Genomic DNA, 20,219 nt, shown 5'->3' with positions numbered 1-20,219 from the left:
CCGGTGGTCGCCCGTTTCTACTTGAACCCTCGCACGCGAGCGGGTCAGCCCGGCGTCACGGCGACTTCGGCGGCGCGGCCGTCGCTCACGGTGGCGTTGACGATGGTGGTCTCCGGCGGTATCGCGGTCCAGAGGTGTCCGCTGGGACCGGTCGACCCTACGTACTGCTCGTCGAGGTGGATACGCGCGTCGACCGGGTCACCGGTCGCGGGGTCGGTCGTCCGGACCTCGACCGGGCCGTTCTCGTGTGTCTCGTTCACCGTCACCGAGAGGTCGTCGGTGGTCGTCGACACGCTCCCCGTAATCGGGAGGCTCCGGAGCCGCTTTTCCTGTATCTCGCGGAAGACCTGCTCCGTTCCACCGCTGATGAACGTCACGAGCGTCCCCTGCGTGTGGTCGATGGTGATGCGATAGACGGCGGTGTTACCGTAGCTGTCGGCCGATGCCGCCGTCCGGTTCTCGTCGGCCCACGGGTACACGGCTCGTGACTGCTCGAACGCGTCCTCGATGGTGTATTGCCCCTCTCCGTCCGGTTCGTACGCGCTGATGAGGTGGGCCTCGCGGACGTACTCGTTGCCGGTCGTCCGTGCGAGGACGACGCCGTCGGACGCAGTTTCGGTGTAAATCGGCGTCGGCGTCGCCTCGCCCGTCACCGAGAGGGCCGCCTGTCCCCGGACGGGGCCTCGGAGAACCGCCGGCGTCATCTGGAGGCTCTCCATCCGTGTCTTGAGTCCCAACGGGAGCGAGTACCCGGGCTGTCCCGTCGCACGAGCGAGCAGGGCACTCACGGCCCCACTGAGATGTCGCGCGCGCTCGTCGACGACGGCCATCTCTTGGAGGAAACTGGCCGTCGAGAGGTCGCCTGCGTTGTACCGCCGAACCGCTTGGGCCTGCCGCCGCTCGAGTGCCCCGATGCGGCGTTCGTACGTCGCCGTGGCGGCTTCGAGTGCCCGGGTCCGTGCCGTCTCGTTGGGGGCGGACTCGAACGCCTGTCTCTGGGTCGCACCGACGAGTCGGTCACCGAAGCGACCACTGTCCATGGCCGACGCACTCGCGACGTTGAGTGTGGCGTTACCGAACTGACTCGTCCGTGTGTCTTCGTCTTCGAAGGTGAGATAGCCCGTCGTGTTTCGGACGTCCACGACTGGCGTCGTCGAGTCGGTGGAGGCGGCCGAGCCGGGGGCGGCTGTCGGCGCGACCGGTGTGCCGGTGGCGACGGCCGCCAGCAGGACCAGCGCGACCAGCACAGCGGGGAGTAACTGACGCATCACCCGCCACATTGACACGCAACTACAAAAACCCGTTCGACTCGGGTGCCCGACGTTTTAGGACACTGGACAGGGACACCGGAGCGGGCCGGAGACGTTTCACAACGCCCGCTGACGTTTTATCAGTCGATGGAAAGCGTTTTGCCGACGGCACGTACACAGGAAGGTAATGTCGTTGCGGGCTCGTACCGCCCTGGTCGCCCTCCTCGTTTTCCTCGTGACCGCCGGTCCGGCACTCGGGGCCGTCCACGCCACCGGAGCCGGCGTCGCGGCACAGGAAACCCCGCCGACCGCCGGGTCCGACGAGACGACGTTCGTCATCGCTCTCCAACCCGATGGTGACGCCAGCTGGACGGTCCGAATGAACTTCTCTACCCCGACTTCGGACCGGCGTGACGCGTTCAACGAGACCGCCGCGGAGTTCGAACAGGGCGTCGACCTCCGGACGCTCACCGCGGTACGGGCGGCGAGCCAGCAAGCTAGTGCCGCGACCGGCCGCGAGATGGAAATCACGAACGTCGAATACGATTCGGCCACGTACAACAACACCGGTCAACTCATCGTCCGGTTCACGTGGACGAACTTCAGCCGACTGGACGGCGACTGGCTCTACGTTGACGACGTGTTCAACACGACCGGAGTCACGTGGTTCCAGTCGCTGGGCCCGGACCAGTCACTCGTCGTCGTGCCGCCCGAGGAGTACACGCTCGTCGATGCCCCGCCCTCGGGATACGAGGTGTCGGAGGGGTCGCTCCGGTGGGTCGGCGAACAGACGTTCGGCCCCGGTGACCTCGCGGTCACGTACCGTGATGTCGGCGACGCGCCCGGCGGGTTCGCGTGGCTGCAGAACCTCGAACTGGCGGCCGCCGTCCTCGTCGGCGGCGTCCTCGTCGTCGGCCTGTACCTCGTCCGCCGGCGGGACGGTGATGTTCCGGCCTCAGCGGCCGAGAACGAGGGCCAGAGCGACGACGGGACGGACCGCGAACCGGACGCGGCGGCCGCGCCGGAACCGACCGACGACGCGTCGGCCGAGGAGGCAGTCGACACGGAACTGCTGAGCGACGAAGAGCGTGTCGAACGTCTGTTAGAGCGCAACGGCGGGCGCATGAAACAGGCGAACATCGTCACGGAGACGGGGTGGTCGAACGCGAAAGTCTCGCAGTTACTCTCCTCGATGGACGAGGACGGGCGCATCGACAAACTCCGAATCGGGCGGGAGAACCTCATCTCGTTCCCCGACGAGGACATCACGGAGACGAACGGCGAGGACCCCGAAGACAGCCGATAGCACGTTTTATCGCCGGCGTTCGTCCTCGCACAGACCGAGTGAACGGATAACACTGCTGTTGCCGTTCGGAAACGTTTAACCTTGAAGAATCCCGAGTCCACGACGAGCATGAAGATTCTTGTCACGGTAAAGGAGGTGGCGGAAGTCGAGGACGAGTTCGAGATTTCGGGCGGTGACATCGCCGACCAGTACCTCGAATACGACCTCAACGAGTGGGACGACTACGCCATCGAGGAGGCTGTCCAGATCAGCGAGGAGAACGACGACGTGGAAGTCGTCACAGCGACAATCGGTCCGGAGCGGTCCGAGGAGACCATCCGGATGGGGCTGGCGAAGGGTGCGGACCGCGCCGTCCGCGTCTGGAACGACGACCTCGCTGGTTCCGCGTACCTCGATGTCGACGCCAAGGCAGAACTGCTGGCCGCAGTCGTCGAAGAGGAGGACCCGGACCTCGTCCTCTCGGGCGTCCAGTCCGGCGACGAATCCAACGGTGCGACCGGCGTCGCGCTCGCGGAGAAAATCGACTTCGAGTGGGCCGCTGTCGTCAACGACCTCGAACTGGACATCGAGGGTGGCGTCGCCAGCGTCCACCGCGAACTCGAAGGCGGCGTCGAGGAGCTGACCGACGTGGAGGTGCCCGCCGTGCTGACCATCCAGTCCGGTATCAACGAACCGCGGTACGCCAGCCTGCGCGGTATCCGTCAGGCACAGAGCAAGCCGCTGGATGTCCACTCGCTCGACGACCTCGACGTGGACGCCTCGGTGACCGAGAGCCCGCTCGACCGCACGAGCATGTACGAACCCGAATCCGAGGGCGACGCCACCATCTGGGAGGGCGACGCCGAGGAGACGGCGGGGCAACTTGCTGACTTCCTGCGGGACAAGGGGGTCGTCGAAGGATGAGTTCCGTCGCACACTTCGTGCGCGACGACCTCCTGCTCGTCACCGGAGGTGACCTCGCATGAGCGACGTGCTCGCCGTCACGGAACACCGCCGTGGCGAACTGCGCGACGTGAGTTACGAGATGATTACCGCGGGCCGCGACCTCGCGGACCAGACTGGCGGCGACCTGCACCTCGTCGTCGTCAGCGGCGACGTGGACGCGTTCGCCGACGACCTCAACCGCGAGGGCGTCGACGCCATCCACACCGTCGACCACGGTGAGGAGTTCAACCACGACGTGTACACGCAGGCGGTCGAACAGGTGTACGCCGATGTCGACCCGCAGTACCTGCTCGCGCCGAACTCGGTCAACGGTCTCGACTACGCGCCGGCCGTCGCCGAGGGCCTCGGTCTGCCGCTGGTGACCGACGCCATCGACTTCGACGTCGACGGGTCCCTCGTCGTCACCCGCGAACAGTACGGTGGCAAGGTCGAAACCACCTTCGCCGTCGAGGAGGACAACGCCGTCGTCACCATCCGCCCGGCCGAGTGGCCGAAAGTGGAGGGTAGCGGTGACGCCGAGGTGTCTGCCTTCGACGCCGACATCGACGAGAGCGAAATCAAGTCCACCGTCACCGGCTTCGAGGAAGTTGCCGGCGGCGACGTGGACATCAGCGAAGCGGAGTTCCTCATCTCCATCGGCCGCGGTATCGAGGAGGAGGAGAACATCTCGCTTATCGAGGCACTCGTCGACGCGACGGACGCCACCCTCTCCTCGTCCCGTCCCATCGTCGACAACGGCTGGCTCCCCAAGAACCGACAGGTCGGCCAGTCCGGCAAGGTCGTCACGCCGGACGTGTACATTGCCATCGGTATCTCCGGGGCCGTCCAGCACGTCGCCGGGATGAAGGGTGCGGACACCATCGTCGCCATCAACACCGACGGGAGTGCGCCCATCTACGACATCGCGGACTACGGCATCGAGGACGACCTCTTCGACGTCGTGCCCGCGCTCATCGAGGAGTTCGGCGGCGAAGTGCCGGACGTCTGAGGCCCGACTTCTCCCGTTTTTTACGCGGTGTAGAGCGGCAGTGCCGTGCGGCGTCGTAGCGACCGGGGGGCTGTGCGGAGCGGTCGCGGGGCGGTCAGGGCACGAGCACAGCACCCGGACGCGAACAGGGCGAGACCTACGGTCTCGCTTGCAGTCGGGCGACTCGCGTGTCGCCCGACGACGAAGTGAGCGTCCGGCCTTTTTCGCCCACGTTTTTCGAGGAGTGGTGGCGCGCTCCGCGCGCCACCCGACGACGAAAAAGGTGGGTCGTCAGCTACAAACCGCCCCATTCCTTAGGGAGTGGCGATGGAGTATCTGGAGAACCGGCGGGCGAGCGTCGAGGAGCGGTTGGAGGACGTTCTCGATGCCGTCGAGCCGTCGGAACTGGCCGACGAGTTGGCACACGTCACGCTCTCCGGGGGGAAGCGTGTCCGTCCGACCGTGACCGTTCTCGTCTGCGAGTCGCTGGGTGGGGACCCCGACGACGCGGTCGACTTCGCCGTGGGCATCGAACTCGTCCACAACGCCTCGCTGGTCATCGACGACATCATCGACGACTCCGACGTGAGGCGGTCGGTGCCGAGCGCGTGGGCGGAGTTCGGCTTCGGTCCGGCAATCATCGCGTCGGACGGTCTGCTGGGGGAGGCGTTCGCACTGTTCTCCGCCGACGAGCGCGCGATGCAGGCGGTGTCCGAGGCGATGGTCGAACTCGGTGAGGGCGAGGCGACGGAGTTGGTCGCCCAGCCGAGTACCGAGGAGGAGTACATGAACCTCGCGCGGCGCAAGACCGGCGCGCTGTTCCGCGCGGCGGCCGAACTCGGGGCAATCGCCGCCGACGCCGACGCCTACACCGTCGAAGCCTTCGGGCAGTACGCCGAGCGGGTCGGCATCGCGTTCCAGATGCGCGACGACGTGCTGGACGCGACGGCCGACGCCGAGGAGTTGGGCAAGCCGACCGGGACCGACGCGGAGATGGACCGCCCGTCGCTGGTGCAGGTGACCGACCTCACGCCCGAGGAGGCAAACGAGCGGGCGCGGGAACTCTCCGACGACGCGCTCCGGGCACTCTCGACGGCCGACGTTCAGGACTCGGAGGCGTTGGCCTATCTGGAGGACCTCGCCGAGTTCGTGGTGGTCCGTGAACGGTGACAGCGTGGCCGAGCGGAGCGAGGCCACGGGGCGAGTGAGCGGCGAGTACGCGACGGGCGACGCACCGCCGCCGTGACTCACGCCGAGGCGCGCTTGTTCGGGAACCGGGACTCGGCGACGGCGAAGGCGAGCGTGCTGACGAGGCCGAGGATGGTCCCGCCGGTGAGTGCGGCCGCCAGATACGACAGCGTGACGTAGTCGAGGAAGTACGCGCTCACGCCGTGGAGGACGGCGGCGATGGCGAGGACGTAGAAGGGGGCGTTGAGGTACCGCCACTCGAAGGACTCGGCGAGGTACTCGTCGGTGACGCGGCCGAGGCTGGTCGTGACGCCGGCGGCCGCGAACCAGCGGATGGCCCCGAACACGAGCGCGGCGAGCACTTCGAGCGCGCTCAGGGTGCCCCGTTCGGCTTGGGCGGCATCGAGGGTCTGGACGCCGCTGACGCCGCCGATGACGAGCAGGGCGGCGGCGACGACGTAGGTGATGAGCGTCACGCGGCCGGCGTACAGCACCGTCCGGAGGCGGTCGATGAGCGTGTCGAGGACGCGCTCGGCACCCAACCCGCGCCCGAGGATATAGAGGCCGAGCAGTCCCGACGTGATGCCGAACACGGCACCCGGGAGACCGAGTTGGTCGGCGATGATGGCCAGCGGGTAGATGAGGAGGAGGATGCCCAGCGGGACGAGGATGGTCCCGCGTGTCTCGGGGTCGTCGAGTACCTGTTTGATGGTGTAGTACATCGATTCGAGGTCCTGTGCCTGTCGGACGACGACGCGGCGGACGGCGTCGATGGGGACGCGCGAGCGGACCACGGGCAGGACGCTCTCGTCTTGGGCACCGTCGGTCACGACGATGGCGCGGATGTCCTCGTCGGTCGAGATGCTGGCGAGGACGGTGTCTATCTCTTCCCCGACTGCGCGGTTGGCCGCCACGTCGTTCCCGTCGAGGCCGGTGACGGCGACGACTTCGACGGGTTCGTCCTCGACGGTGTCGTGGAGGTGGACGCCCTCGAACAGGACGTTCACGTCGCTGTCCTCGGGGTCGGCCGTCGCGAGCGCGACGGCGGCCTCCTCGACGGCGTCGCGGCCGATGACCGGCGTCTCGACGTCGGTTTTCCGACCGAGGTCGTCGTCCAGGTCCACACACAGGACCAGCAGCATTGTCACAACGTTCGCCGGTGTCGTTTATCTGCTTTTGGGCGATTAGTACGTTATCGGCTCGTCGCCTCGGCCGCCGACGTACTGGTAACTGACGAACAGGAGGACGGCGAGGACGAGCGTGAGGAGCCCGTAGGACCCGGCGACCAGGAGGGCATCGGCCGCGGTGTCGTACTCGCCGGTCCTGAACACGATAGCCTTCCGGACCAGCGCGATGACGCCGGTGAAGATGACGAGGCGAAGAATCCGTGCCGTCTCGTCCGACCGTGCGTACGCGATAACGGTGTTGTACACTTCGACGATGATGAACAGCAGGAGCGCGGTGTCGATGAAGCCGATGACGACCAGCGGGTCGCTGATGTCGCCCGACTGTATCTCTCCGAGTATCTGCAGGCCGAGGTCGAACACGCCGATGGCGAACAGCACGACCAACACGAGTGCGGCGACGAGTTCGACGGTCTGCATCACCCGCTCGGAGGCGTCGACCAGCCGTTCGACCTGTGGCCCGCCTTGCCGCTCCCGGTCCTCCGCTCTCGCTGTGTTTTCCTCGTCCTGCTGTGCCGGGGGCTGACCGTCGGCCGCGTCCGCCGGTTCCGTCGCCCCCTCGTCGCTCACGTGTGGTACTAGCGTGGAACAGTGAAAAACCCCAGTCCGTTTCGCACCGCTTTTGGCCCTCGACGTGTTCTGGTTGGACAGCGAATGATTTCCAAGGGCTGTGAACAGTGTGCCGAGGGCGGCAAGATGGTGCTGTTCGTCTACGGCTACTGTGACCAGCGTGACTGTTTCTACTGCCCGCTCGGCGAGAACCGCAAGAACGTCACCGACGTGTACGCGAACGAACGCCTCGTCGAGGACGACAGCGATGTCATCGAGGAGGCCGAACGGATGGACGCGCTCGGTGCCTCCGTCACCGGCGGCGAACCCCAGGAGGCGATGGGCCGGACGACGCGCTATCTCTCCCTGTTGAAAGACGAGTTCGGCGAGGACTTCCACACGCACCTCTACACCGGCATCACGGGCGGGCGCGAGAACATGCGCCGCCTCAGCGAGGCCGGACTGGACGAAATCCGGTTCCACCCTCCCTTCGAGCAGTGGGGTGACCTCCACGGCACCGAGTGGGAGGACATCCTCTACGTCGCCCGCGAGGAAGGGCTAACCCCCGCCTTCGAGATACCCGGGATTCGGCCTGAGGAGGAGTTCCTCGACTTCTTGGACGAGGGTGCCGCGGAGTTCTGCAACATCAACGAGTTCGAGATGAGCGACGGCAACTATCGCCGGATGCAGGAACGCGGGTTCGAGTTGAAGGAGGGGCACATGAGTGCCGTCGAGGACACCCGTGAGGCGATACTGGACGTGATGGGCGACCACGAGCGCGTCTATTTCTGTACGTCCGTGTTCAAGGACGCCGCCCAGCACCGCCGCCGCCTCAAGCGGATGGCCCGGACGATTCGCCGCCCGTTCGACGACGTGACCGACGACGGGACGCTCGTCTACGGGAAGACGTGGGTCGCTCCCGACCGGTTCGAGCAGTTGGGCGTCCCCGAGGAGTTCTACACAGTCAAGTCCGACCACGTCGAGGTGGCGTGGTGGCTGCTGGAGGAGATGGTCGAGGAAGGCGACATCGACGAGGGCGAAATCGTCGAGCAGTACCCGACGTACGACGGGCAAGTGGTCGAACGGACGCCCGTTGCGTAGTGCTGTGAGCGAGCGGTCTTCGATGCAGTCCGTTCCACGGGTGGTCGCCGAGCGAGGCGTCGGGACGGTGACCTGAACGGATACGAACAGTTTTGACGACGCTCCCGCAAGTGCCGATATGGCTTTGGGCGGTCGGCGTGTCGGGTACTACGTCCTGTTGTTGTTCGGGACCACGGCGGCCTTCACGCTCCTCTACAACTTCGGGATGGCGACGTGGGAGGGGCGACCACAACCGCTCTATCGGTCGCTCGAAATCGTCATCCAGAGTTTCACCACGACGGGCTACGGCGAGGACGCCGGATGGACGACGCTCCAGATGAACGTCCTCGTCATCACGATGCAACTCGCCGGCATCGGCCTCATCCTGACCGCCGTCGACGTGTTCGCGGTGCCGTGGCTCCGTGACGCGCTCTCGCCGACCGCACCGGAGACGGTCCCGGAACTGTCGGACCACGTCGTCGTCTGTGGCTTCACGCCGCGGACCGACGCGTTCGTCGACGAACTCGACGCTCGCGAGCAGGCGTACGTCCTCGTGGAACCGGACGAGGAGACGGCGAACTCGCTCCACGACGACGGGTATCACGTCATCAGTGGCGATCCCGAGACGGCGGACGCGCTGGAAAACGCACGCATCGCCACGGCACGGGCCGTCGTCGCGGACGTAGCGGACGACCGGAACGCGAGTATCGCCCTCGCCGCCACGGAGGCCAGTCCGGGAACGCGCATCGTCACGCTGGCCGAGGACCCGGACCTGAAACAGTACCACAGCGTCGCCGGGGCGGACGAGGTGCTGTCCCCGCGCGAGGTGTTGGGGGAACGACTCGCGGGCGAGGTTCCGACGGCGGTCACCGCCACCGTCGAGGAGGGGGTGTCGGTCGGGGAGAACATCGAACTCGTGGAACTCACCGTCGAGGCGGGGAGTGACCTCTGCCGGCAGACTGTCGCGGAGGCAGACCTCAGGGAGCGGTTCGGGGTGAACGTCATCGGCGTCTGGCGCGGCGCGGACTTCGAGACGCGCATCGACCCGACCATCGAACTGGAGGCCGGGACCCGTCTCCTCGTCGCGGGCGAACCGCCCCAAATCGACCCGCTCCGGGACGCAACCACCTCGACCGTCCGGGAGTTCGCGGCACAGGAGGTCATCGTCGCGGGGTACGGCAACTCCGGGCAAGCGGCCTACGGCGCGCTCGAACACACCAACACAGACCTGACTGTCCTCGACATCGAGGACGCCGAGGGGGTCGATATCGTCGGCGACGCCCGGGACCCCGAGACACTCGAGGCGGCCGGCCTCGAAACGGCGTCGGCCCTCGTTCTCACGCTGGCCGACGACACGACTGCCGTGTTCGCCACGCTCATCGCACGCGATTTGAACCCCTCGGTACACGTGGTCGTCAGGGCGAACCAGCGCGACGACGTGCAGAAACTGTACCGTGCCGGTGCCGATGCCGTGGAGTCGCTGGCCCGCATCAGCGGCCGGATGCTCGCGGCGACGGTGTTCGAGGACGAGGACGTCCTGATTTACGACAAGCAGGTCCGTGTCGTTCGCCTCTCGGCTCCCGGGCTCGCGGGGGAGACGCTCGTGAGCGCGGACGTGAGAGCAGAGACGGGCTGTACCGTCGTCGCGGTGTGGCGTGACGGTTCGGCGATAATCGACATCGACCCGACGACGTTCACCTTCGAACCCGGCGACGACGTCGTCATCGCGGGAACGGACGAGAGCGTTACCCGGTTCGACAGTCAGTTCGGTGGAGACTGACTCACTCGTCGTCGTCGCCTTTCATGTGCTGGAGCTGGTCGACCAACTCGTCGGTGGACTTGTTGGACTCGAAGGCCACGTCGCCGTCGGTTTCGTTCTCGTGGACGTTGACCGCTTCGACGTCCTCGTCCTCGTCTCGGTTCTGGTTCTCCTGCTCGGATTCGTCGTAGCTACCAAAGCCCATTGTAGTACGACGAGGTTGCTCCGGCTACAAAACGCGTGCGGTCCGTGCCAGTCGTGGTGTGCGGTCACGAGCCTAGTCTTTTGCCCGCGCCGGGCGAAGGCAGACCATGCCTCGGAGCGACCGGTTTCTGACCGTCGACGGCACCGAACTCCACTACGCCGACTGGGGCGACCCGTCTGACCCGCCGGTGCTGTGTGTCCACGGGCTCTCGCGGAACGGCCGGGACTTCGACCCACTGGCACGGGTACTCGAAGACGAGTACCGCGTGCTCTGTCCCGACATGCCCGGACGGGGCTGGAGCGAGTGGGCCGACGACCCGGCGACGCTGTACGGCGACGCGGCGATGGTCGAGACGCTCGTGGGCTTCTGTGACGAACTCGGACTGGAGACGGTGCGGTACGTCGGCACGTCGATGGGCGGCGGGCTGGGAATGGCACTCGCGGGCGGCGCGATGCCGGACCGCATCTCGCATCTGGTGGTCAACGATATCAGTCCGAACCCGGCGGAAGACGCGACGCCGGCGGCGATGGCTCGCATCATGGAGTACGTGCCCGACCCGCCGACGTTCGAGACGGTAACGGCGATGGAGGCGTACATGCGGGAGCTGTACGAGGGGCGGTTCAGCGGGATGAGCGACGAGGAGTGGCGGCGGCTGACGCTGACCTCCGCCCGCCGGACCGACGACGGGCGGGTGACTGCCGCGTACGACCCCCGAATCCTGGAGGGCGAGGACAGCGAGGACGCGCCGGACCCGTGGGACGTGTGGGCGGTAATCGACGCCGAACTGCTGATTGTCCGGGGAACGGACTCGGACATTCTCCCCGCAGAGCCGTACGAGCGGATGCTGGAGACACAACCTGACGCCGAGACGGTCGAAGTCGACTGCGGGCACGCGCCGTCGCTGAACGTCCCTGCCCAAATAGAACCGATTCGGGAGTTCTTCGCGGAGTAGCCGCGCGGTAGCGGAGGCGGAGCGGTGCCGTCCAGCACAGCACCCGGACTCGACTGGCGGTCGAGTCCGGCGGTTTTTGATCCAGCTTTTTGCGAGGAGTGGTCGCGCGGAGCGCGACCCGACGAAGTAAAAAGGTGGGTCGTAAGCGTTTACTCCTTGGTCTGACTACCTCGGGGCATGCCGGACTGTCCACTTGCGGACGATTGTCCCAGTTTCAGCGAGCGAATCGAGGGCATGGGCTGTCAGCACTACGGTGACCGCGGCGGTGCCGAGTGGTGTAGCCACTACAGCCAGCCCATCCGCGACCTCAAACAGCAGCCGGTCCAGCGGGGGCAGGAACTCGTCGTCACCGTCGAAGACATCCACGAGAGCGGGGCCGGTGTCGGGCGGACCGAGGACGGGTTCATCGTGATGGTCGACGGCGTACTCCCGGAGGCACGCGCGAAGGTGAAGGTGACCCGCGTCCACTCGAACCACGCGAAAGCCGAGGAGATAGAGCGGTTGCCGATGGAAGACGAGGCCGAGGGGGCCGACACCGAGGCCGACGAAGCCGACACGGAGGACGAGGAGGCGGACGACGAGGCTGACGAGGTGGATGCGGAGAACGACCCGCGACTCGGAAGCAGGGACAACTTCTGGGGCGGGTGACGTCGCTCCGGCCCGTGACAGGGACACGGACCAGCAGGACCCGCACGGTGGACAGTCCGGGTCCGACCTGTGGACGCGCAGGCGGTGGGTTTTTTCGCGCCGGGCGCGCTAGCAGTCGAGACGTGCCGCAACACGGCGAGCAACAATGACAGACGGGGACATCGACGCCGACGAGATTCTGGACCGTGCCGGGTTCGACGCGGCCGAGAACGTGCTGACTCGGCGTCAAGCGGAAGTACTCGCGCTCCGCGAGCGCGGGATGGCGCAGGCTGACATCGCGGAGCGGTTGGGAACCTCGCGGGCGAACGTCTCGAGCGTCGAGGCGAGTGCCCGCGAGAACGTCGCCAAGGCACACGAGACGGTGGCGTTCGCGGACGCGCTCCGGGCACCCGTCCGTATCCCCGTGGACCCGGGGACGGACCTCTACGACGTTCCACAGCGGGTGTTCGAGGAGTGTGACGACGTCGGGGTGAAGGTGAGCTACACGGCCCCTGAACTGATGAAACGCATCAGCGACGAGGCGGGCGACGCCGTCGTGGGCCGACAGGTCGAACAGCGACTGCTCGTCGGCGTCACCAGCGACGGCGAGGTTCGGGTTCGCCACCGAAGCGACCCGCAGTGAGTGCATCGGACTCGTTTTTATCCCGGGTGTCGTGTAGTCGGCTATGGACCTCGAACTCGACGGCAACACGGCACTGGTCACGGCGGCGAGCAGCGGCCTCGGACTGGCGAGCGCGACGGAACTCGCCCGTGAAGGGGCAAACGTCGCGGTCTGTGGCCGGAGCGAGGAGAAACTGGCCGACGCACGCGAGCAACTCGACGCGGCGGGTGACGGCGGCGTACTCACGGTACAGGCCGACATCACCGAACGCGCGGACGTGGAGGCGTTCGTGGACGAGACAGTCGACGAGTTCGGCGGCCTCGACCACGTGGTGACGAGCGCGGGCGGGCCTCGGAGTGGCCCGTTCCTCGACATGGACGACGAGGACTTCTATCACGCGTACGACCTGCTCGTGATGAGCGTCGTCTGGACGACCCGGTACGCACACGACCACCTGCAGGCCGACGGCGGGGGAACCATCGTCAACATCACGTCGCGGTCGGTACAGGAGGTCATCGACGGCCTCGTCCTCTCGAACTCCGTGCGCCGGGCGGTCACGGGGTTGATGAAGACACAGGCACGCGAGTTCGCGCCGGACGTGCGGGTCAACGCCGTCCTGCCGGGGGCGACGGAAACCTCCCGCATCGAGGACCTCATCGAGCAGTCCGTCGAGCGCGGCGAGTTCGACAGCTACGAGGCGGGCCGCGAGCAGTGGGGCGAGGGCATCCCGCTCGAACGGATGGGAAATCCGGCTGAACTCGGGCGAACCGTCGCGTTTCTCTCCTCGGAAGCGAGCGGCTACATCAACGGCGTGACGCTCCCAATCGACGGCGGGAGTCTGCGGAGCTAACCCCGGTCAGTCGTTCCGGTACTCCGTCTGGAACCCGCGGAACTCCGTTCGGTGCGCTTCCTCGTCGGCGAGAATCGTCACGGCGAGGTCCTCCGTGACGGGGTCGCTTGCCTCCTCGGCCGCATCTATCAGGTCGCGGTAGGTGGCGATGGCGTCCTCCTCGGCGTCGAGCACGCCCTCGACAACGGCGAGCACGTCCGTCGAATCCTCGGGCGGCTGGAGCGAGTCCTGTCGCGCAGTGAACTCGGCGGACCCTGGTGGACGCGCGTCGAGTTGCTTCAGGCGTTGCCCGAGTTGTTCGGCGTGGGTCAACTCCTCTTGGATGTCCTGTCGAAGGCTCTCTTTTATCTCCTCGGCGCGGACGCCGTCGAGGACGATGGCGTTCGTCTGGTAGTTCATCACGGTCTCTATCTCGTCGGCGTATGCCGTCCGGAGCAGGTCGACGACGCGGTCAGAAGACATGGCATTCGTAAATCACCACGCACCCAAAAATGGGTTGTGTCGGTTCTCAGTAACCGGCAACTCCCGGGTCAGCCCCGGCTTGCGGTCCTCGGTTTCAGTACCGACCCTGCGCGCGTAACTGCTCTACGACCTCGCGCACGCGCTGTGTCTCGCCTTTCGGGACGACGAGCGTCCGGTCGCCGTAGGACGCGACCACGAGGTCGGAGACGCCGACCAGACTGACGTGGCCGTCGGTGGCGACCACACAGTCCTCGGCGTCGGCCAGCAACGCGTCGCCGAGGACGACGTTGCCGGCCGCGTCGGCGTCGAGGACGCGCTCGAAGGCGTCCCACGACCCGACGTCGTCCCACGCGAAGGTGGCCGGCACGAGATACGTCTCGTCGTTGTCTTCGAGTACGGCGTAGTCGACGCTGACCGACTCGACGGCCGCGAACCCGGCGTCGGGGGAGTCGTCGTCGAGGGCCGTGACCAGCGGTTCGAGCGGCGAGTCGCGGGCGGCAGCGAGGAACGCGTCGGGCGTCCACGCGAAAATGCCAGCGTTCCAGTAGTAGCCCTCGGCGACGTATCGGGCGGCCGTCTCGGGGTCCGGTTTCTCGGTGAAGGACGCGACGGTGTGGTAGCCGGCCCAACTCTCGGCCCTGTCGTCGCCGCTCGCGCCGTCACTCTCCCCCCATCGGTCGGGTTCGCGACGCTCGCCGGGTTCGATGTAGCCGTAGCCCGGTGCGGCGCGGGTCGGTTCGACGCCGACGGTGACCAGTCCCGCCGTCTCGACGGCTACCTCGGCGGCGGTCCGGGCCGTCGTCTCGAAGTCGCCGTCGACGTGGTGGTCACTCGGCAGACAGACGAGGGCACACTCCCCGACTTGCTCGCGGATGCGGTGGGCGGCGTAGGTCAGTGCTGGGCCGGTGTCCTTGGGTTCTGGTTCGGTGAGGACGGCGGCTTCGGGAGCGTGCTCGCGCACCCCGTCGGCGAAGGCTGGGCGGGTCAGGACGTACACCTCGTCGGCGAATCCGGCGCGCTCGACGGTAGCAGTCAGGAGCGACGCGTCTCGGCCGAACGACTGGAACTGTTTCGGGCGGTCGCTCCGACTCGCGGGGTAGAGGCGCGTGCCGGTGCCACCGGCGAGGACGACGGCGACGAGCGGACGGTCCATGGCCGTCAGTCGGCCGCCGACGGCAAAAGGTTACTCGGGTACCCGTCGGTCACGGCTCCCACGTCTCTATCTGCCCGTCCCGGATGTCCTCGACACACCCGCGACAGTCCTGATGCTCCGGGTCGAAGCAGTCGGGGCGGGCCTCCTCGTCGAGCGAGACGGTCCGTCGTTCGGCGTAGCGACGGCAGACGAGACGCGCCCGCCCGTGTTCGTCCTGTGGCAGGTCCGCGAGGGCACTCCGCTTCGCGTCGCTGTAGGCCCGTCGTGCTTCGCCGACCTGTCGGCCCGCCGACCGGAGCGTCGTTCGGACGAACCGCCGGAGACGCCCGTCGTCCATGTCTGCCCGTAGGGTGCGGGTACACATAGAAACACCGCCGTCACCCTCTCGAAACGTCACCAAATCGAAACATTGAGGGTCGCCGGGTGTCGCCACCGTGAGTATGTCGAACGACCTGACGCGACGCGACGTACTGCGAACTGGGGCCGGGGTGTCGGCGGTTGCTGCCCTCGGCGGCCTCGCTGGCTGTTCGGGCCTCACCGGCGGCGGAGGCGGTGAGAGTGAGGGTGGTGTCCAGAGCCTCCCGGCGGACGCGGGTGCCGCCGCAGTCATCGACGCCGAGGCGGTCCGGACCGACGACGCGACGGCGGCCCTCGTCAACGCCTTCCTCGACGTGCAGGCCGAGCGCGAGTACTACGACGGGCCGGAGAACTACGAGGCTGTTCTCGACGAGTTCGAGAACGAGACGGGCCTCGACCCGGAAGGGGCGTCGACGCTCACTCCCTTCTTCGGATGGGGTGGCGAGTACAGTCCGGTCGACGGTGAGTTCGCGGCGGCGCGGTTCGAGGCCGACTGGTCGGCCGAGGCTGTCGTCGACTCGCTCGAAGAGAACGGTGGGTCCTACAGCGACGAGGCGTACGCCGACGGCACGCTGTACGAACCAGACGAGGAGTATCGGTCGTACCTCGGCGTGTTGGGCGACGGGCGGTACGTCGTCGGCACCGAAGACGCCGTGACCGACACGCTCGACGTCGAGGCGGGCGAGGCAGACGCCATCCCGGAGACGCTCCAGTCGGCGTACGCCGAGACGCGGACCGCACCGGTGCGGTTCGTCAGCGGCGTCCCCGAAGACGAGGTCCCCGAATCGGCCGGGGGGCAGTTCGACACGAGCGTCTTCAGAAACGTCGAGAGCGTCGCGGGGTCCGTGTACGCCGACGGCGACACCCGCGGTATCGAGACGACGCTCGCGGCCGGGTCCGAGTCGGACGCCGAGGACATCGCCGACATCATCGACGGCGGACTGACCGTCGTCGAACAGGACGCACCCGAGGCCGTCGCCGCCGAACTCGACGCCGTGGAGGTAACCCAAGACGGGACGGGCGTGACCGTCTCCTACGAGGCGACGGTGGACGAGTTGACCGCCCTCGTCGACGAGGCGGTCGGTCAGTCCGGTTCGGGTGGTGCGGAAGATACCACGCCACAGGTCGCGTTCGGGTTCGACTACGACCGGGACGCCGAGACGGTTACCATTACCCACGAGGGCGGCGACCACGTCCGTCAGCGTGCCCTCACCGTCGAAGGTGCTGGCTTCGCCGATGCCGCCGACGCGGAGATGACCGGTCCCGGCATCTGGCAAGGCACCGCCAGTGGCGAGATTGGCGGCGACCCGGCCGTGGCGGCCGGGGACCGCGTGACCGTCGGGGCCGAACCCGACTGTGACATTCGTATGGTCTGGCGGTCCGAGGACGGCAACGCGGCCGCGACGCTCGCCCAGTTCTCCGGTCCCGACGCCTGACCCGTCCGGCGGTTTTCACTTCCACCCCGCCGGGCGAGGGTTTATGTCCGAAGCCGACGAACCCTCGATTGCCTCCCATTGAAAACGACGCGGAGGCAGTGAGAGCAATGACAGATTTGCGTACCCAAGCGGAAGAGATACACGAGCAGTTTTCCGACCAGTTGGACCTCTCGGTCGAGGACGTGCAGGAACGACTGGAGACGCTGGTCACCGAATACAAGGTCCCCGTCGACGAGGCGCGGCGAAGCGTCACGAGTACGTACCTCGACGAGGCGGGGATGGAACGCGACGAGTTGGGCGGCGGTGGCGGCAACGAGCGCGTGAACGCCGCCGACGTGGACGCCCCCGAGAAGTGGGTCGACATGACCGCGAAAGTGGTCGAACTCTGGGACCCGAACAGCGACGCCGTCGCGCAGGTCGGCCTCCTCGGTGACGAGACGGGCACCATCAAGTTCACCAAGTGGTCGAAGTCGGACCTCCCCGAGTTGGAGGAGGGTGCAGTGTACGACCTGCGGAACGTCGTTACCGACGAGTACCAAGGTCGCTTCTCCGTGAAACTGAACCGGACGACAGTCATCGAAGAGTCGGACGCGGACCTCGAAGTCGGCGACGACGACGCCACCGTCGAGGGCGCGCTGGTCGACATCCAGAGCGGGAGCGGCCTCATCAAGCGCTGTCCCGAAGACGACTGCACACGCGTCCTCCAGAACGGCCGGTGTTCGGAACACGGCGAGGCCGAAGGCGAGTTCGACCTCCGAATCAAGGGGGTGCTCGACGACGGCGAGGACGTTCACGAGGTCATCTTCGACCGCGAGGCCACGGAGGAGTTCACCGGCATCACGCTCGAAGAGGCCAAAGAGATGGCGATGGACGCGCTCGATACGACCGTCGTCGCCGACAAGATGCGAAAGGAGACGCTGGGTCGGTACTACCGCGTGACGGGGCCGACGTTCAGGCGGTACGTCCTCGCGGACGACGTCGAGGAACTGTCCGGGCCGGTGGACGCAGAGGAGACACTCATCAAAGCGAGGTCGATTTGAGATGGCCGCAGTACCTACCCGAGAAGTCGCCCGGCGCGTGTTCGCGAGCGAGTTCAACGACGCCGGATACACGTTCAAGGAATCGGACGACGAGCGGGCACCGGTCTACCTGTTGCTCCCGACGGGACAACGGGCCAACCGGGTGTTCATCGTCGGGACGCTCACCGAGACGGAGGACGTGGGCGAGGACAGTGAGTACTGGCAGGGTCGCTTGGTCGACCCGAACGGCGACACCTTCTTCATGTACGCCGGGCAGTACCAGCCGGACGCCGCCTCCATGCTCCGGGAACTCGAACCTCCGGCGTACGTCTCTGTCGTCGGCAAGCCGCGGACCTACGAGACGGACGAGGGCGAAGTGAACGTCTCCGTCCGGCCCGAGTCCATCACGACGGTCGACGAGGCGACCCGCGACCGGTGGGTCGTCGAGACGGCGGAGCGGACCATCGAGCGTCTCAACGCCTTCGAGGCCGCCGAGAGCGACGAGGGCGGTGCGGTCGACGAGTACGTCGAGATGGCCCGCGAGCAGTACGACTCGCCCATCGAGAACTACCGGCGGGCAGTCGTCGAGGCGTTGGAGAGTCTGGAATCCACCGACGAACCGGACGCACAGGCCGACATCTGACGGCCTCACGACCACAGTTTCCGGCCGATACTGGCTGAAAACTGGAGCCGAACCGCAGGACGTGGGAGCGTCTGACAAAGCTTCAAGTAGGTGTAGTGACGACTATGGGACACTATGGGCAACAAAAACAAAACCATCTCGTTCCGCGTGAGCCAAGAGAAGTTCGAGACGCTCCGCGGAATCGCCGAGGAGCGGGACCTCTCGCTCTCGGCAGTCTTCCGTGACTACGTGGACCTGCTCGTTGCCCACGACGGCCAGGTCGAGGTCGTCCCGGAACACGAAGTCTCCGAGAACACGAGCGACGACACGAGTTTCCCGCCGAAAGTCGAGGTGCCCAAGAGTTTCGTCCGCGAACACGAGCGGTTGGAACTCGAAGCCGAACACCTCCGCGAGCAACTCGAGGAACACAAACGCTACGTGACGAAACTCCGCCAGCAGATAGACGAACACGAGGACGGCGAGGAGGTCATCCAACTGGAGGACCTCGACGGCGGCGAGGACGAGGACGAGGAACCCTCCTACCGCATCGGCAGCAGTTTCGACGAGTCGGTCTAACCGTTCTCCCTGCCCTGGCGTCGGGGACCGAAATATACACTACCGCTCCGCAGTCACCTGCGGCGTATGTCCCTGTCGACGGATGTCCTCCTGTTCAGCGTCGTTCTCATGCTCATGGCAGTTCAGATAGAGGCCTCTGGCTACGGTTCCGGTGACCCGTGGGTCGCGGCTGGGTTGGCCGTCGCTGTCCTCGGTATCCTCGGGAGTCTCGTCTCGGCCGCTCGTTCCGCCGAACCGCCCACGGCCGACGGGGACGACTCCTGACGACCGCTGTCGTGCCATCTCTCTTCGGGTCACCGCTCGCCCGACTGTATCGGGTCACGAAACCGACCCGGTTATCACCGTCGCCCGTAACGACGAGTTATGAGCGACGAGGAACCTTCCGTACCGGTCTTCTGTGAGGACTGCGGGACGACGACGCGTATCCCGTTGGACGAGGTGGGCCAAGCCATCGACCGGCACAACGCCCAACTCCACGACGGCGAGGATGTCGCGGAGGTCGACCCCGATATCGCCGACCAGTTGGCGGACATCGTGGCCGACGACTTGGGCCTGCTCGACGGCGAGTGACGGTGCGGTGACGGGTCGCGGCGTTACCGCACGAGGTCACGCCGCCGTTCGCCCGCGCGTCGGGCCATCTCCTCGTCCCCGTCCACGTCCGCGAGCGTCTCGACCGCTTCGAGGGTTCGAACCGACTGGTCGAGAAAGGACAGGATGTCGCCGGGGTAGGCATAGAGCATGTAGTCGTCGCCCATCACGTCGACGATGGCGTCGGGGCCGAGGCCCTGTGCGCGCAGGTCGAGCAGGTAGTGGACGAACTTCTCCTCGGGGTGGCCACAGTGGGGGCTCGCTTGGCAATCGCAGTCCAGAAAGTCCTCGGCGAAGTCGAGTACGCGGTCACGGGTCGCGTCGTCCAGTTTCGCCAGCCCCTCGCCCTGAAAGAGTAAATCGAGGGTCGCGCCGCTGAACGCCCCCTTCGGAATCGACGTCTCCAGCTGGGAGGCGAGTTGCTGGTGGTTCTTGACGTATATCTTGTCCGTGATGGCCACGCGTACCCCTACTTGACCGTCGCGGCGCAAAAGACTCTCGGAACCGGCCTCGACGACGTGT

At 66.6% G+C, this 20,219-nt stretch carries 24 protein-coding genes; 16 read left to right on the top strand and 8 right to left on the bottom strand.

Translation table 11 applies throughout. The features are described 5' to 3' along the window. Nucleotides 1-44 precede the first annotated feature (44 nt). Nucleotides 45-1,268 carry a DUF7094 domain-containing protein gene (locus MUG95_RS06930; RefSeq protein ID WP_247010334.1) on the bottom strand — a complete coding sequence of 408 codons (1,224 nt, stop codon included), beginning with the start codon at nucleotides 1,266-1,268 and terminating at the stop codon, nucleotides 45-47. Nucleotides 1,269-1,437: 169 nt separating this feature from the next. Here MUG95_RS06930 and MUG95_RS06925 point away from each other — a divergent pair, with 169 nt between their 5' ends. The 4 genes from MUG95_RS06925 (at nucleotide 1,438) to MUG95_RS06910 (ending at nucleotide 5,638) form a co-directional block, all read left to right on the top strand. Further along, nucleotides 1,438-2,556 carry a helix-turn-helix transcriptional regulator gene (locus MUG95_RS06925; protein WP_247010333.1) on the top strand — a complete coding sequence of 373 codons (1,119 nt, stop codon included), beginning with the start codon at nucleotides 1,438-1,440 and terminating at the stop codon, nucleotides 2,554-2,556. 108 nt (nucleotides 2,557-2,664) lie between these two features. Next, nucleotides 2,665-3,459, top strand: a complete 795-nt coding sequence (locus tag MUG95_RS06920) for an electron transfer flavoprotein subunit beta/FixA family protein (RefSeq protein WP_247010332.1) — start codon at nucleotides 2,665-2,667, stop codon at nucleotides 3,457-3,459. Between the two features lie 58 nt (nucleotides 3,460-3,517). Beyond that, nucleotides 3,518-4,489 carry an electron transfer flavoprotein subunit alpha/FixB family protein gene (locus MUG95_RS06915; protein ID WP_247010331.1) on the top strand — a complete coding sequence of 324 codons (972 nt, stop codon included), beginning with the start codon at nucleotides 3,518-3,520 and terminating at the stop codon, nucleotides 4,487-4,489. A gap of 306 nt (nucleotides 4,490-4,795) precedes the next feature. Then, complete coding sequence (locus MUG95_RS06910) at nucleotides 4,796-5,638, top strand: polyprenyl synthetase family protein (protein WP_247010330.1); 843 nt, start codon at nucleotides 4,796-4,798, stop codon at nucleotides 5,636-5,638. Between the two features lie 77 nt (nucleotides 5,639-5,715). On the opposite strand, the gene MUG95_RS06905 is transcribed toward MUG95_RS06910, so the two are convergent. Then, complete coding sequence (locus MUG95_RS06905; protein ID WP_247010329.1) at nucleotides 5,716-6,798, bottom strand: DUF373 family protein; 1,083 nt, start codon at nucleotides 6,796-6,798, stop codon at nucleotides 5,716-5,718. A 42-nt stretch (nucleotides 6,799-6,840) separates the two neighbouring features. Continuing rightward, entirely contained in the window at nucleotides 6,841-7,410 is a 570-nt protein-coding gene (locus MUG95_RS06900) for a phosphate-starvation-inducible PsiE family protein (protein ID WP_372608188.1), read from the bottom strand. An 84-nt stretch (nucleotides 7,411-7,494) separates the two neighbouring features. On the opposite strand from MUG95_RS06900, the gene MUG95_RS06895 reads away from it, so the two are divergent. After that, nucleotides 7,495-8,490, top strand: a complete 996-nt coding sequence (locus tag MUG95_RS06895; protein WP_247010328.1) for a radical SAM protein — start codon at nucleotides 7,495-7,497, stop codon at nucleotides 8,488-8,490. A gap of 118 nt (nucleotides 8,491-8,608) precedes the next feature. After that, a complete protein-coding gene (locus MUG95_RS06890; RefSeq protein WP_247010327.1) occupies nucleotides 8,609-10,249 on the top strand; it encodes a potassium channel family protein in 1,641 nt (546 codons plus the stop codon). A 1-nt stretch (nucleotide 10,250) separates the two neighbouring features. Here MUG95_RS06890 and MUG95_RS06885 read toward each other — a convergent pair whose 3' ends face one another. Further along, nucleotides 10,251-10,433: a DUF5786 family protein gene (locus MUG95_RS06885; RefSeq protein ID WP_247010326.1), complete on the bottom strand. Its 183-nt coding sequence runs from the start codon at nucleotides 10,431-10,433 to the stop codon at nucleotides 10,251-10,253. A 106-nt stretch (nucleotides 10,434-10,539) separates the two neighbouring features. On the opposite strand from MUG95_RS06885, the gene MUG95_RS06880 reads away from it, so the two are divergent. From MUG95_RS06880 to MUG95_RS06865, 4 genes are all read left to right on the top strand, one after another. Next, on the top strand, nucleotides 10,540-11,385 hold the full coding sequence (locus MUG95_RS06880) for an alpha/beta fold hydrolase (RefSeq protein WP_247010325.1): 846 nt from the start codon (nucleotides 10,540-10,542) through the stop codon (nucleotides 11,383-11,385). Nucleotides 11,386-11,562: 177 nt separating this feature from the next. After that, nucleotides 11,563-12,033 (top strand): TRAM domain-containing protein, encoded by a 471-nt coding sequence (locus MUG95_RS06875; protein ID WP_247010324.1) that lies wholly within the window; start codon nucleotides 11,563-11,565, stop codon nucleotides 12,031-12,033. 145 nt (nucleotides 12,034-12,178) lie between these two features. Further along, the gene (locus MUG95_RS06870) at nucleotides 12,179-12,655 is read left to right on the top strand and encodes a Tfx family DNA-binding protein (RefSeq protein WP_247010323.1); all 477 of its coding nucleotides are present in this window, start codon (nucleotides 12,179-12,181) and stop codon (nucleotides 12,653-12,655) included. Nucleotides 12,656-12,698: 43 nt separating this feature from the next. Then, nucleotides 12,699-13,484, top strand: coding sequence for an SDR family oxidoreductase (locus MUG95_RS06865; RefSeq protein WP_247010322.1), 786 nt, complete (start codon nucleotides 12,699-12,701; stop codon nucleotides 13,482-13,484). 6 nt (nucleotides 13,485-13,490) lie between these two features. Here the strand turns inward: MUG95_RS06865 and MUG95_RS06860 are convergent, their stop codons facing one another. The 3 genes from MUG95_RS06860 to MUG95_RS06850 all read right to left on the bottom strand — a co-directional run bounded on the left by MUG95_RS06860 (nucleotide 13,491) and on the right by MUG95_RS06850 (nucleotide 15,436). Then, nucleotides 13,491-13,946: a ferritin-like domain-containing protein gene (locus tag MUG95_RS06860; protein ID WP_247010321.1), complete on the bottom strand. Its 456-nt coding sequence runs from the start codon at nucleotides 13,944-13,946 to the stop codon at nucleotides 13,491-13,493. 94 nt (nucleotides 13,947-14,040) lie between these two features. After that, entirely contained in the window at nucleotides 14,041-15,099 is a 1,059-nt protein-coding gene (locus MUG95_RS06855; RefSeq protein WP_247010320.1) for a mannose-1-phosphate guanylyltransferase, read from the bottom strand. Between the two features lie 49 nt (nucleotides 15,100-15,148). After that, the gene (locus tag MUG95_RS06850; RefSeq protein WP_247010319.1) at nucleotides 15,149-15,436 is read right to left on the bottom strand and encodes a DUF7091 family protein; all 288 of its coding nucleotides are present in this window, start codon (nucleotides 15,434-15,436) and stop codon (nucleotides 15,149-15,151) included. A 103-nt stretch (nucleotides 15,437-15,539) separates the two neighbouring features. Between MUG95_RS06850 and MUG95_RS06845 the strand changes: the two genes are divergently transcribed. The 6 genes from MUG95_RS06845 (at nucleotide 15,540) to MUG95_RS06820 (ending at nucleotide 19,679) form a co-directional block, all read left to right on the top strand. After that, nucleotides 15,540-16,892 (top strand): twin-arginine translocation signal domain-containing protein, encoded by a 1,353-nt coding sequence (locus tag MUG95_RS06845; protein ID WP_247010318.1) that lies wholly within the window; start codon nucleotides 15,540-15,542, stop codon nucleotides 16,890-16,892. Nucleotides 16,893-16,999: 107 nt separating this feature from the next. Then, nucleotides 17,000-17,932: a replication factor A gene (locus tag MUG95_RS06840; protein WP_247010317.1), complete on the top strand. Its 933-nt coding sequence runs from the start codon at nucleotides 17,000-17,002 to the stop codon at nucleotides 17,930-17,932. A 1-nt stretch (nucleotide 17,933) separates the two neighbouring features. Then, nucleotides 17,934-18,554, top strand: coding sequence for an RPA family protein (locus MUG95_RS06835; protein ID WP_247010316.1), 621 nt, complete (start codon nucleotides 17,934-17,936; stop codon nucleotides 18,552-18,554). A gap of 114 nt (nucleotides 18,555-18,668) precedes the next feature. Next, on the top strand, nucleotides 18,669-19,109 hold the full coding sequence (locus MUG95_RS06830) for a DUF8146 domain-containing protein (protein ID WP_247010315.1): 441 nt from the start codon (nucleotides 18,669-18,671) through the stop codon (nucleotides 19,107-19,109). 66 nt (nucleotides 19,110-19,175) lie between these two features. After that, entirely contained in the window at nucleotides 19,176-19,373 is a 198-nt protein-coding gene (locus MUG95_RS06825; protein WP_247010314.1) for a hypothetical protein, read from the top strand. A 99-nt stretch (nucleotides 19,374-19,472) separates the two neighbouring features. Then, entirely contained in the window at nucleotides 19,473-19,679 is a 207-nt protein-coding gene (locus tag MUG95_RS06820; protein ID WP_247010313.1) for a DUF8149 family protein, read from the top strand. 23 nt (nucleotides 19,680-19,702) lie between these two features. On the opposite strand, the gene MUG95_RS06815 is transcribed toward MUG95_RS06820, so the two are convergent. Beyond that, nucleotides 19,703-20,158, bottom strand: coding sequence for a DUF5814 domain-containing protein (locus tag MUG95_RS06815; protein ID WP_247010312.1), 456 nt, complete (start codon nucleotides 20,156-20,158; stop codon nucleotides 19,703-19,705). Nucleotides 20,159-20,219: the final 61 nt, after the last annotated feature.

This window comes from Halorientalis litorea (genome assembly GCF_023028225.1).
GTDB classification, from domain to species: domain Archaea; phylum Halobacteriota; class Halobacteria; order Halobacteriales; family Haloarculaceae; genus Halorientalis; species Halorientalis litorea.
This window is presented reverse-complemented; position numbering and strand designations above follow the sequence as displayed.